The organism is Pseudoxanthomonas japonensis (assembly GCF_010093445.1).
In the GTDB taxonomy this organism is placed as follows: domain Bacteria; phylum Pseudomonadota; class Gammaproteobacteria; order Xanthomonadales; family Xanthomonadaceae; genus Pseudoxanthomonas_A; species Pseudoxanthomonas_A japonensis.
This window is the reverse complement of record NZ_PDWW01000012.1, coordinates 46,243-58,497: the sequence shown is the minus strand read 5'-3', so window position 1 is coordinate 58,497 and position 12,255 is coordinate 46,243. Positions and strand designations below refer to the sequence as shown.

Sequence of the window (12,255 nt, the reverse complement as noted above, 5' to 3'; positions counted from 1 at the left end):
CTAGTGTGTCCATTGTGCCGTCTCAACCCACCTACAGGAGCATCCGCATGGCCAAGCCGAAGACCAAGCCCGCCAAGACCAAGCCCGCCTCCGTGGCCGCGCCGCTCGCGGCCGCCCCGTCGGCACCCAACATCGATATCGGGATCAGCAGCGGCGAACGCAAGAAGATCGCCGACGGCCTGTCGCGCTTCCTGGCCGACAGCTACACGCTCTACCTGAAGACCCACAACTTCCACTGGAACATCACCGGCGCGATGTTCAATTCGCTGCATACGATGTTCGAGACGCAGTACACGGAGCAGTGGACGGCGCTGGACGAGATCGCCGAGCGCATCCGCGCGCTGGGCTTCAATGCACCCGGCTCGTACCGCGAGTTCGTCAGCCTGACCTCGATCCCCGAGGAGCCGGGCCTGACCGACAGCGCCGACTGGCGGGAAATGGTACGCCAGCTGGTGATCGGCAACGAGGCGGTCTGCCGGACGGCCCGCAAGGTGCTGGACATCGCGGATGATGCGGACGATGCGCCGACGGAGGACCTGCTGACGCAGCGTCTGCAGACGCACGAGAAGTACGCGTGGATGCTGCGCTCGCTGTTGCAGTAATCGCGTCGTTCTCGGCTTCCTGGAAACGCCCGGCCTGGTCCGGGCGTTTTCGTTTCTGGACGTGCGGATGGATCTCGCCGCGGGGCCTTGCTTGACCAGCCATTCGGCTGTTGATGAGCGCTTCTTTGCTTGTGAAAGGAAAGCGGGCGCTTTTTGTTTGTGGACGTGCGGATGGATCGCCTCTATGGAGGCATGGTGCCGCTCGCCGCGGGGGGCATTCTTGACCAGCCATCCGGCTGTTGAAGAGCACTTCTTTGCTTGTGCAAAGAAAGAATCAAAGAAACACACCCCAGGCGGCACGCCCTGCGCTGCGCGCAGGGTCCGCGAGCGGTCCGGGAATTTCCGTAAGGCACATCCATGCGCCATACGGAAACGCCGTCATCCATGACGGCGCCCTTCGGGTTGTACCCAGCCCACTCGCCGTGCCTCATGGGGACCCGAAGGCAAGCAAAAGCAAAGCTGCAGCCTCGGATGTATCAGGCGTGGCTCTTGGGCCCCCTGAGGTCCGGCAGTCACGACGGGTAAAACCCGCAGGGCGGCGCACAGGGATGTGCGCCGTTTTCGGCCGGGGCAGGATGCCCCGTACGAAAATTCCCGCCGGGACTGCGAACCCGCCGCACAGCGGCGGGCGGACCGCCGGGGTGTGTTTCTTTTGCCTACTTTTCTTTGCACAAGCAAAGAAAAGTAGGGCCTCCGCGGTCAGCGGCGCCATATTTAAGAAATGGGAAGTGCCTCCCGGCAGGCCATCAAGAGCAGAGCCCATCGCGGATGTGGCCACTACCAACTCGAGACGAAGACACGGACTCCGTTGCCCCTCACCCCAACCCCTCTCCCGCGGGGAGAGGGGCTTCAGCCGCTACGCTCGCACCAGGATGAACTCCTACCTCTAGCCAGAGGGATTTCCGATAGCCCCCGGTGTCCACCAAGCAGGCCGACACGCGTCATCGCGCTATCCTTGCACCCATGTCGTCCCCCGCACTCGAAACCCTCCAGCGCGTCTTCGGTTACAGCGCCTTCCGTGGCCACCAGCAGGCCATCGTCGAACACCTCGCCGCCGGCCACGATGCCCTGGTCCTCATGCCGACCGGCGCCGGCAAGTCCCTCTGCTACCAGGTGCCCGCCCTGCTGCGCGACGGCACCGGCATCGTCGTCTCGCCGCTGATCGCGCTGATGCAGGACCAGGTGGACGCGCTGCGCCAGCTCGGCGTGCGCGCCGCCTTCCTGAATTCCTCCCTGGCCGCCGACGAAGCCCAGCAGGTCGAACAGGCCCTGCTGCGCGGCGAACTGGACCTGCTGTACGTCGCGCCGGAGCGGCTGCTGACCGGGCGCTTCCTGTCGCTGCTGGACCGCAGCCGCATCGCCCTGTTCGCCATCGACGAAGCGCACTGCGTCTCGGCCTGGGGCCACGACTTCCGCCGCGAATACCTGGAACTGACCCTGCTGCACGAGCGCTGGCCGGACGTGCCGCGCATCGCGCTGACCGCCACCGCCGACCCGCCGACCCAGCGCGAGATCGCCGAGCGGTTGAATCTGGTCGAGGCCGAGAAGTTCGTCAGCTCATTCGACCGCCCCAACATCCGCTACACCGTGGTGCAGAAGGACAATGCGCGCCACCAGCTGCGCGACATGCTGCGCAAGCACCAGGGCGAAGCCGGCATCGTCTACTGCCTGTCGCGCAAGCGGGTGGAGCAGTTCGCCGACTACCTGGCCGAGCAGGGCTTCAACGCCCTGCCCTACCACGCCGGTCTCGATGCCAGCGTGCGCGCGCACAACCAGCGCCGCTTCCTGCGCGAGGACGGCATCGTCATGGTCGCGACCATCGCCTTCGGCATGGGCATCGACAAGCCCGACGTGCGCTTCGTGGCGCACGTGGACCTGCCCAAGTCGATGGAAGGCTATTACCAGGAGACTGGCCGTGCCGGCCGCGACGGCGAAGCCGCCGAAGCGTGGCTGTGCTACGGCCTGGGCGACGTGGTGCTGCTGAAGCAGATGATCGAACAGGGCGAGGCCGGCGAAGAGCGCAAGCGCCTCGAGCGGCGCAAGCTCGACCAGCTGCTCGGCTATTGCGAATCCACCCAGTGCCGGCGGCAGGTGCTGCTGGCCGGCTTCGGCGAGACCTACCCGCACGAGTGCGGCAACTGCGACAACTGCCTGAGCCCGGCCGAAACCTGGGACGCCTCCGAGGCCGCACAGAAGGCCTTGAGCTGCGTGTACCGCAGCGGCCAGCGCTTCGGCGTGAACCACGTGATCGACGTGCTGCGCGGCAGCGAGAGCGAGCGCATCCGCCAGTGCGGCCACGACCACCTGACCACCTACGGCATCGGCAAGGACCTTGACGCCACCGCGTGGCGCAGCGTGTTCCGCCAGTTGGTGTCGTGTGGTTTGCTGGAAGTGGAGGCCGAATTCGGCAGCCTGCGCCTGACCGAGGGCAGCCGCGCGGTGCTGCGCGGCGAGCGCCGCCTGCAGCTGCGCAAGGAACAGCGCGAGAAGCGTGAGCGCGACCGCGGCGCGCGCAGCGGGGTGCCGGTGCAGGCGGCCGACCTGCCGCGCTTCCAGGTGCTGCGCGACCTGCGCGCACAGCTGGCGCGCGAACAGAACGTCCCCGCCTACGTCATCTTCCACGACAGCACGCTGCGCAACATCGCTGAGCAACAGCCCGCCACGCTGGCCGACCTGGCGCGGGTCGGCGGCATCGGCGGCGCCAAGCTGGAGCGCTACGGCCAGCGGGTGCTCGACGTGCTGGGCGCGGCGGGATGAAGTTCCCGGCATCCGGACGTCGATCTCAGCCGACGTTCAATTCCCGGCTGTTAGGTTGCCTTTCAGGTCCGCCAGCCGGCGCGCCCTCCTTCCGGGATGTCCCATGAAGACCTTGCCCATCGCATTGCTGGCCTTGCTGACCACCGGGCCTGCGCTCGCGCAGCCGACGGCGGAAGCACTCGACCTGAGCGTGCCCCGGGAGGCGACCTACGCAAAGGACCCGCCCGGGACCTGGTACGGCGACACGCAGCCAGCACGTCCGAAGAAGGCCGCGTCCACGACCCCGGTCGATCCCTGCGTCTACTACGGCGACGACGACGGCGATGGCGTGTCGGGCAGCGTCACCACCGGCATCGGCTACAGCAAGGGCCATGGCCGCAGCACCTACAACGCGGCCAACCTCAACCTCTGCAAGACCACGTACGACGACGAAGGCAAGCCTCGTACGTTCAACCTCAACATCAACGTGGACCGCTACGACGGTCCCGGCGGCTATTACGGCGGCCCGTATGGCGGCTACCCCGGCGGCCCGATGATGCGCGGCGCACCGCGCCCGTAAACCGCTCAGTCGCGCGTGGCGAAGCGCGCGACCGACGCCACCGCGACCAGCAGCACGACCAGCAGGCCCAGCGCTGCCGCCAGCGAGGTGAGCTTGGCGATGAAGCCGAGCGCGGCCGGTCCCAGCAGCACGCCCGCATAGCCCATCGTGGTGACCGCAGCGACCGCAAGGTGCGTGGGCATGCTGCGCTGGCGCCCGGCGGCGGAGAACATCACCGGCACCACGTTTGCCGCACCGGCACCGACCAGCGCAAAGCCCGCCAGCCCGGCCAGCGGCGACGGCGCCAGGATCGCCAGCGTGAAGCCCGCCGCCGCGACCAGCGCACCGCACAGCACCACACGGAACGCGCCCAGCGCCTGCACGATGCGGTCGCCGGTCAGGCGGCCTATCGTCATCGTCACCGCGAAGGCCACGTAGCCGAAACCTGCCGTGGCCGGATCGGCGTTGCGCACGGAGGTGAGGAAGACCGCGCTCCAGTCCAGCACCGCGCCTTCCGACAGGAACATCGCGAAGCACACCGCGCCGACCAGCAGCACGCGCCCGCGCGGCAGCACAAAGGCCGGATGATCGCCGTCGCCACCGTCGACGAGCAGGCCACGCCGTGCGCTGGCCAGCAACACCGCGGCGATCACCGCCATGCCGCCGATCGCCAGCAGCGGCGACGCGCCCAGTGCCAGCGTGCCGGCCACGCCACCGGCGCCGGCGATGCCGCCGACGCTGTACATGCCGTGGAAGCCGGACATCATCGCGCGCCCGCTGGCGCGTTCGACGATCACCGCCTGCACGTTCATCACCACGTCGAGCACGCCCATGCTGGCGCCGAACACGGCCAGCACCAGCGCGAGCATGGGAATGCTGGGCGCCAGCATCAGCGCCGGCATGCACAGGCAGATCATCGCACCTGCGGCGAGAATCGAGCGGCGGCAGCCGAAGCGCGCGGCCAACCCGCCCGCCAGCGGCATCATCAATACCGAGCCCACGCCCAGGCACAGCAGCATCAGGCCGAGCTGGCCGTCGTCCAGCGCCAGCTTGTGCTTGGCGAACGGGATCAGCGGCGCCCACGTCGAGATGGCGAAGCCGCCGATGAAGAAGACGATGCGGGTGGCGATGCGTTCGCGCGCGCCGGGGGCCGGCATCGCGGCGTCACCCACGGACATGCGGCTCAGGGCGCCAGCAGTTCGAACGGCACCGCTTCGCCGACCGCGCTGGACGGCGCGACCCACAGGTCGAACAGGCCGGGCTCGGCGACAGGGCGATTGTCGACGCCATGGAACTCCAGATCAGCGCGCGTCAGCGTGAATTCGACGTCCTGCGACTCGCCCGCAGCCAGCGCGATCTTGCGGAAGCGCTTCAGCTCGCGCACCGGCCGCACGCGGCTGGCGGTGCGGTCGCGCAGGTACAGCTGAACGACTTCTTCACCGTCGCGGGTACCGCTATTGGCGATGCGCGTGCGGATGGTCAGCGTGTCATCCCAGCCCAGCGTCTGCGTATCGAGCTGCGGCACGCCGTAGTCGAAGCGGGTGTACGAGAGGCCATGGCCGAACGGATACAGCGCGGCGTGGGTAACTTCGCGCCAGCGCGTCTGGAAGAAGCGCGGCGTGCCAGGCACGTTGGGCCGACCGGTGGCGGGGTGGTTGTAGAAGTACGGCTGCTGGCCGGCGTCCTGCGGGAAACTCACCGGCAGGCGCGCGGACGGGCTGTAGTCGCCGAACACGACGTCGGCGATGGCCGGACCGGTCTGCGTACCGAGGAACCAGCCCACCAGGATCGCCTGCGCATCGCGCACCGCGCCCTCCAGCGCCAGCGCGCGCCCATTGCGCAGCACTATGACTAGCTGCGTGCCGGTGGCGGCGACCGCCTCGGCCAGCGCCTGCTGCGCGGCGGGCAGCACGATCTGCGTGCGCGACTGCGCTTCGCCGGAGAACTCGTGCGGCTCGCCCACGGCCAGCAGCACGACGTCGGCATCGCGCGCGGCGGCGACCGCGGCGTCGAGGCCGCCGTCGAGCGCGTCTTCGATGCCACTGCCCGGCACCACGACCAGCGCGGACGGATCGTCCAGCGCGGCGCGCACGCCGGTTTCCACGTCCACCATGCGCGAGGCGTCGCCGAAGATGTTCCAGCACCCACCGAGGTTGGCGGTGTCCTGCGCGAACGGTCCGATCAGCGCAATGCGCTGGCCGGTCTTCTTCAGCGGCAGCAGGTCGCCGTCGTTCTTCAGCAGCACGATCGAGCGGCGCGCGCAGTCGCGCGCCAGCGCGTCGTGCGCGGCGATGTGCGACTGGTCGGCTTCGCGCTCGGCATCGAGGCAGCGGTAGGGATCGTCGAACAGGCCGACGGCGGCCTTCACGTGCAGCACGCGGCGCACGGCCTCATCGACCTCGTCCATGCTCAGCCGACCTTCGGCCACCAGCGTGGCGACGTGGCCGGCGTAGATGCCGCTCTGCAGGCTCATGTCCAGACCGGCCGACAGCGCCTTCTGTGCCGCGTCGGCCTCGTCGCTGGCGTAGCCGTGCGCGATCAGTTCGAGGTCGGAGGTGTAGTCGGAAACGACGAAACCCTCGAACTTCCACTCGCCGCGCAGGATGTCGGTCAGCAGTTCGCGGTTGGCCGAGGCCGGCACGCCGTTGATGTCGTTGAAAGAACTCATCAGCGTCAGCGCGCCGGCGTCGATCGCGGCCTTGAACGGCGGCAGGTGCACGTCGCGCAGCGTCTGCGGCGCCATGTCGACGAAGTTGTAGTCCAGGCCCGCCGAGATCGCGCCATAGGCGGCGAAGTGCTTCGGCGTGGTCAGCAGCGAATCGGGAGCGGTCAGATCATCGCCCTGGAAGCCGCGCACGCGGGCGGTGGCGAACTCGCAGGACAGGTACACGTCCTCGCCCGAGGTTTCCGCCACGCGGCCCCAGCGCTGGTCGCGTGCGACATCGACCATCGGCGCGAAGGTCCAGTGGATGCCCGCGGCGGTGGCTTCCTTGGCCGTAGCGCGCGCGGTGCGTTCGGCGAGGTAGGGTTCGAAGCTGGCCGCTTCGCCCAGCGGGATCGGGAATACCGTGCGCATGCCGTGGATGACATCGGCGCCCAGCAGCAGCGGAATGCCGAGCCGGCTCTCCTCCACCGCGATGCGTTGTGCCTCGCGGCCTTCCGCCGCGCCCACGCCGTTGAACAGCGCACCGACACGGCCGTTGCGTATCTGCTCGCGTACCTGCTCGGCATCGCGCGCGAAGGTCTCCGGATTGACCTCGAAGGCGAACGGCCGCAGCGCATCGGCGAAGGCGCCGAGCTGGCCGATCTTCTCCTCCAGCGTCATCCCGGCGATCAGGCCTTCGATCCTTCGCTGATGCGGCATGTAAGCGGTCCTCCCGGGAACGCCGGTGTAACGGGGGAGCCATTATGAAAACGTTTACAGGCGGGGTCAAACCGGCTGGAAACGGGGTCCGCCCTACCCTCCGGGATCCGCCGCGACGCTCAGCCGGCCATGCCGGAATGCCGCAGCAGCGCATCGATCCGGGGCGCGCGGCCGCGGAAAGCGCGGAAATTGTCGGCGGCGGACCGGCTGCCACCACGCGCCAGCACCTCGCGGCGGAAGCGCGCGCCGGTGTCGGCGACCTGCGCCGGCGCCTCCTCGAAGGCGGCGTAGGCGTCGGCACTGAGCACCTCGGCCCACTTGTAGCTGTAGTACCCCGCCCCGTAGCCGCCAGCGAAGATATGGCTGAACTGGTGCGGGAAGCGGTTCCAGTCCGGCGGGAGGTTCACCGCCACCTCGGCGCGCACGCGATCCAGCAACGCAAGCACGCTGTCGTCGGCGGGATCGAAGCCGCTGTGCAGCTGCATGTCGAACAGGCCGAATTCGAGCTGGCGCACGGTGGCCATGCCGCTCTGGTAGTTCTTCGCCGCGACCATCCGGTCGAACAGGGCGCGCGGCAGCGGTTCGCTGGTGTCCACGTGCGCGGTCATCGCCTGCACGCGCTCCCATTCCCAGCAGAAGTTCTCCATGAACTGGCTGGGCAGTTCCACCGCGTCCCACTCGACGCCGTTGATCCCGGCCACGCCCAGTTCGCCGACCTGTGTCAGCAGCTGGTGCAGGCCGTGGCCCATTTCGTGGAACAGCGTGGTCACGTCGTTGTGGCTGAAGGTGGCCGGCGTGCCGTCCATGCCCTTGCCGAAGTTGCACACCAGATAGACCAGGGGCGTTTGCGCACCGCGCGCGGTGTCGCGGCGGTTGCGGCAGTCGTCCATCCACGCACCGCCGCGCTTGCCTTCGCGCGCGTATAGGTCGAGGTAGAACTGGCCGACCAGCGCGCCGTCGCCATCCACCAGCCGGTAGAAGCGGACGTCGGGATGCCAGGTGGGCGCTTCGTCCTGCTCCACGCGTAGGCCGTAGAGATCGCTGATCACGCCGAACAGCCCGGCCAGCACCGCGGGCTCGGTGAAGTACTGCTTCACCTCCAGCGCGGAGAAGCTGTAGCGCGCCTGCTTCAGCTTCTCGCTTGCATAGGCCAGATCCCAGGCTTCGAGTGTGTCCAGGCCGAGCTGCTCTCGGGCGAAGGTGTCCAGTTCCTCGCGGTCGCGCTGCGCATGCGGCCTGGCGCGCGCGGCGAGATCGCGCAGGAACGCCAGCACGTCATCCGGCGTGTCGGCCATCTTGGTGGCCAGCGAATACTCCGCGTAGCTGGCGAAGCCGAGCAGTGCAGCGAGTTCGGTGCGCAGTGCGAGGATGCGATCAATCAGCGCGGAGTTGTCCAGCGCCTCGTTGTCGGCCAGTTCCGACGCGCGCACCGCATTCGCGTGGTACAGCGTCTCGCGCAGCGCGCGATCGTCCGCATACGTTTGCACCGGCAGGTAGCACGGCATCTGCAGGGTGAATTTCCAGCCCGGCTCGTCGTCGGCCTTGGCCGCGGCGCGTGCCGCCGACACCACGTCGGGCGGCAGGCCACCGAGGTGCTGCTTGTCCTTGATCCAGAACTCGTACTCGTCGGTCGCATCGAGCACGTTCTGCGAGAACTTCGCCGACAGGCCGGCGAGTTCCTCCTTCACCGCGGCGAAGCGCGCCTTCTGTTCGTCCGGCAGCTCGGCGCCGCCAAGGCGGAAATCACGCAGCGCGTTGTCCAGCACCTTGCGGCGCGCGTCGTCGTACTGCGCCGTTTCGGGTGCATCGGCCAGCGTGCGGTACTGGCGGTACAGCGCGAGGTTCTGCCCCAGCGCGCTCCAGAAGCGCGTCACCTTAGGCAGTTGCGCGTTGTAGGCGGCGCGCAGCGCCGGTGTGTTCACCACGGCTTCCAGGTGAGTGACCTGGTTCCAGCCCCGCGCCAGACGTTCGGTGGCGTCATCCAGCGGCACGACGAACGCGTCCCAGGTCACCGGGGCGACGGCTTCCGCCGCTTTCACCGCCGCCTCGGCCTCGGCCAGCAACTGGTCGATGGCCGGTGCGATGTGCTCGGGACGGATCGCGTCGAAATGCGGCAGGCCGGAGAAGTCGAGCAACGGGTTGGTCATGGGGATGCCTCGTTCAACAAAAGGGATTCAGTCCGGCCAGTCGGCCTGCGCAAGCGAAGGCAGCCCGCGCCCGGCCACGGCGGTGGCGATCGCATCGTCGCTGTCCACGATGGGGATGCCGCGCTCGAGATACCAGTCCCGGTTGTAGTAGCTGTGCGCGTAGCGCTCGCCGCTGTCGCACAGGATGCTGACGATGGAGCCGGCTTCGCACGCCTCGCGCATGCGCGCCGCGGCTGCCAGGATGCCGACGAAATTGGTGCCGGTCGACCCGCCGACACGCCGCCCCAGCACCGCGCTGACGTGGCGCATGCCCGCCAGGCTGAGGGCATCCGGCACCTTCACCATGGCGTCGATGCAGGCGGGGATGAAACTGGGCTCGCAGTGCGGGCGGCCGATGCCCTCGATGCCGGAACCGCGCGCACAGGTCAGCGTCGTATCGTCGCCACCGGCGCAGGCGCCGCGATACTGGTCGAAGAACACCGAATGCTCTGGATCCGCGCACAGCACGCGCGTCGGATGCCGGCGGTAACGCACATAGCGCCCCAGCGTGGCGCTGGTGCCGCCGGTCCCCGGACTGCAGACGATCCACGCCGGCACCGGATGCGGCTCGGCCTCCATCTGCTTGAAGATGGACTCGGCGATGTTGTTGTTCGCCCGCCAGTCGGTGGCGCGCTCGGCGTAGGTGAACTGGTCCATGAAATGGCCCCCGCTCTCCTGCGCCAGTCGCCGGGAAACTTCGTTGATCTCGGCCGCCTGCTCGACGAGATGGCAGCGCCCACCCTGGAACTGGATCGCGGCGATCTTGTCGGGCGACGTCGACGACGGCATCACGGCGATGAAGGGCAGGCCGAGCAGACGCGCGAAGTAGGCTTCGGACACCGCCGTCGAACCACTGGACGCCTCGATCACCGGCGCACCCTCGCGCAGCCAGCCGTTGGCCAGCGAATACAGGAACAGCGAGCGCGCCAGCCGGTGCTTCAGGCTGCCGGTCGGGTGGCTGGATTCGTCCTTCAGATAGACGTCGATGCCGGGAAAGCCGGGCAGCGGCAGCGGGATCAGGTGGGTGTCGGCGGACCGGTTGTAGTCCGCCTCGATGCGCTGGATCGCCTGCGCCGTCCAGTCACGCGCTGCCGTGGTCACTCGTGGGATTCCCTGCCGGGCGCCGACGCGAACGCAGCGCAGTCATGGCGCGTCGGCGGGATGTGCGTGGTGGGCCGTGAAGGATTCGAACCTTCGACCAAAAGATTAAAAGTCTTCTGCTCTACCGACTGAGCTAACGGCCCGGAAACGCATCCCGGCCTTGCACCGGGACGCGCATTCTAGCGCATCGTCCGCAAAGGGGCGAAATCCGACCGGCTCACACGTAGTGCGTGGGGTCCGGCACGCCGGCGTCGGCGAAGCCGGCCGCGCGCAGGCGGCAGGCATCGCAGTGGCCGCAGGCGCGGCCTTCCGCGTCGGCCTGGTAGCAGGAGACGGTCTGCGCGAAATCGACGCCCAGGCGCACGCCCTCACGCACGATGTCGGCCTTGCTCATGTGCAGCAGCGGCGCCTGGATGCGCAGGCCCGCGCCTTCCACGCCGGCCTTGGTCGCCACGTTGGCGAGTTTCTCGAACGCTTCGATGAACTCGGGCCGGCAATCCGGATACCCCGAGTAGTCCACCGCGTTGACGCCGCAGAAGATGTCGTTCGCGCCCAGCACCTCGGCCCAGCCGAGCGCCACCGACAGCATGATGGTGTTGCGCGCCGGCACGTAGGTCACCGGGATGCCCGGCCCACCGGCTTCCGGCACGTCGATGTCGTCGGTCAGCGCGGAGCCGCCGATGCTGCGCAGGTCCACGTGCACGGTCTTGTGCGCGGCAGCACCCAGCGTGGTGGCGACGCGCGCGGCGGCATCGAGCTCGGAGGTGTGCCGCTGGCCGTAGCGCACGCTGAGCGCATGCACGGCGAAGCCCTGCTCGCGGGCGATGGCGACGACGACGGCGGAGTCCATGCCTCCGGACAGGAGGACGACAGCGTTTTTCATTGGATAGTCGTGATTCGTGATTCGTGATTCGTGATTCGTGATTCGTGATTCGTGATTCGGCCAATGAAGACCGATTCTCCGAATCACGAATCACCAATGACCAATCACTGCCTCACCTCCCCGGCTCGTCGTTCCACAACAGCTTGTGCAACTGCATCTGGAAGCGCACCGGCAGGCGGTCCTCGACGATCCAGTCGGCCAGCTCGCGTGGCGACAGTTCGGACTTGCTGGGCGAGAACAGCACGTCGCAACGCTCGGCCAACCTATGCTCGGCGAGCATGTCGCGTGCCCATTCGTAGTCGGCGCGCCCACACAGCACGAACTTCACCTGGTCGCGCGCGGTGAGCAGGGGCAGGTTCTCCAGCCGGTTGCGCGCCATCTCGTTGGAGCCCGGTGTCTTCAGGTCGACCACGCGCGACACGCGCGGATCGACATCGGCGATGTCGATCGCGCCCGAGGTCTCCAGCGACACATCGAGGCCGGCATCGCACAGCTTTCGCAGCAGCAGCAGGCAACGCTTCTGCGACAGCGGTTCGCCACCGGTGACGCAGACGTGGCGGACGCCGTAGGCGACGACCTCGGCCACGAGGTCGTCGATCTCGCGCCACTCGCCGCCATGGAAGGCGTAGGCGGTGTCGCAGTACTGGCAGCGCAGCGGGCAGCCGGTCAGGCGGACGAAGACCGTGGGCCAGCCGACCGCATTCGCCTCGCCCTGCAAGGACAGGAAGATCTCGGTGATCTTGAGACGTTCCAGCGGGGACTGGACGATTTCGCTGGGGCGGGCGGCGTCATTCATGGGGTGCGCATGATACGCCCTGGCGACC

General features: G+C 68.2%; 9 protein-coding genes and 1 tRNA gene. 3 read left to right on the top strand and 7 right to left on the bottom strand.

Going from position 1 to position 12,255, the window contains the following annotated elements:
* Positions 1 to 47: 47 nt before the first annotated feature.
* The 3 genes from CSC78_RS10045 to CSC78_RS10035 all read left to right on the top strand — a co-directional run bounded on the left by CSC78_RS10045 (position 48) and on the right by CSC78_RS10035 (position 3,918).
* Positions 48 to 602 (top strand): Dps family protein, encoded by a 555-nt coding sequence (locus tag CSC78_RS10045; RefSeq protein WP_162337773.1) that lies wholly within the window; start codon positions 48 to 50, stop codon positions 600 to 602.
* A 963-nt stretch (positions 603 to 1,565) separates the two neighbouring features.
* Positions 1,566 to 3,359, top strand: coding sequence for a DNA helicase RecQ (gene recQ / locus CSC78_RS10040; RefSeq protein WP_162337772.1), 1,794 nt, complete (start codon positions 1,566 to 1,568; stop codon positions 3,357 to 3,359).
* A 103-nt stretch (positions 3,360 to 3,462) separates the two neighbouring features.
* Positions 3,463 to 3,918: a hypothetical protein gene (locus CSC78_RS10035; protein WP_162337771.1), complete on the top strand. Its 456-nt coding sequence runs from the start codon at positions 3,463 to 3,465 to the stop codon at positions 3,916 to 3,918.
* Positions 3,919 to 3,923: 5 nt separating this feature from the next.
* On the opposite strand, the gene CSC78_RS10030 is transcribed toward CSC78_RS10035, so the two are convergent.
* The 7 genes from CSC78_RS10030 to queE all read right to left on the bottom strand — a co-directional run bounded on the left by CSC78_RS10030 (position 3,924) and on the right by queE (position 12,227).
* Complete coding sequence (locus CSC78_RS10030) at positions 3,924 to 5,075, bottom strand: MFS transporter (protein ID WP_162337770.1); 1,152 nt, start codon at positions 5,073 to 5,075, stop codon at positions 3,924 to 3,926.
* Positions 5,076 to 5,080: 5 nt separating this feature from the next.
* Positions 5,081 to 7,261 (bottom strand): glycoside hydrolase family 3 N-terminal domain-containing protein, encoded by a 2,181-nt coding sequence (locus tag CSC78_RS10025; protein ID WP_162337769.1) that lies wholly within the window; start codon positions 7,259 to 7,261, stop codon positions 5,081 to 5,083.
* 119 nt (positions 7,262 to 7,380) lie between these two features.
* Complete coding sequence (locus tag CSC78_RS10020) at positions 7,381 to 9,408, bottom strand: M3 family metallopeptidase (RefSeq protein WP_162337768.1); 2,028 nt, start codon at positions 9,406 to 9,408, stop codon at positions 7,381 to 7,383.
* Between the two features lie 27 nt (positions 9,409 to 9,435).
* Complete coding sequence (locus CSC78_RS10015; protein ID WP_162337767.1) at positions 9,436 to 10,548, bottom strand: PLP-dependent cysteine synthase family protein; 1,113 nt, start codon at positions 10,546 to 10,548, stop codon at positions 9,436 to 9,438.
* Between the two features lie 67 nt (positions 10,549 to 10,615).
* Positions 10,616 to 10,691 (bottom strand) — tRNA-Lys (locus CSC78_RS10010).
* Positions 10,692 to 10,765: 74 nt separating this feature from the next.
* Positions 10,766 to 11,431 carry a 7-cyano-7-deazaguanine synthase QueC gene (queC, locus tag CSC78_RS10005; protein WP_162337766.1) on the bottom strand — a complete coding sequence of 222 codons (666 nt, stop codon included), beginning with the start codon at positions 11,429 to 11,431 and terminating at the stop codon, positions 10,766 to 10,768.
* A gap of 112 nt (positions 11,432 to 11,543) precedes the next feature.
* Positions 11,544 to 12,227, bottom strand: a complete 684-nt coding sequence (gene queE / locus CSC78_RS10000; protein WP_162337765.1) for a 7-carboxy-7-deazaguanine synthase QueE — start codon at positions 12,225 to 12,227, stop codon at positions 11,544 to 11,546.
* Between the last annotated feature and the right edge of the window lie 28 nt (positions 12,228 to 12,255).

Excerpts from the sequence above, each read along its gene's own strand:
- CSC78_RS10045 (WP_162337773.1), top strand. The coding sequence starts at position 48 with ATGGCCAAGCCGAAGACCAAGCCCGCCAAGACCAAGCCCGCCTCCGTG.
- recQ (WP_162337772.1), top strand. The coding sequence starts at position 1,566 with ATGTCGTCCCCCGCACTCGAAACCCTCCAGCGCGTCTTCGGTTACAGC.
- CSC78_RS10035 (WP_162337771.1), top strand. The coding sequence starts at position 3,463 with ATGAAGACCTTGCCCATCGCATTGCTGGCCTTGCTGACCACCGGGCCT.
- CSC78_RS10030 (WP_162337770.1), bottom strand. The coding sequence starts at position 5,075 with ATGTCCGTGGGTGACGCCGCGATGCCGGCCCCCGGCGCGCGCGAACGC.
- CSC78_RS10025 (WP_162337769.1), bottom strand. The coding sequence starts at position 7,261 with ATGCCGCATCAGCGAAGGATCGAAGGCCTGATCGCCGGGATGACGCTG.
- CSC78_RS10020 (WP_162337768.1), bottom strand. The coding sequence starts at position 9,408 with ATGACCAACCCGTTGCTCGACTTCTCCGGCCTGCCGCATTTCGACGCG.
- queC (WP_162337766.1), bottom strand. The coding sequence starts at position 11,431 with ATGAAAAACGCTGTCGTCCTCCTGTCCGGAGGCATGGACTCCGCCGTC.
- queE (WP_162337765.1), bottom strand. The coding sequence starts at position 12,227 with ATGAATGACGCCGCCCGCCCCAGCGAAATCGTCCAGTCCCCGCTGGAA.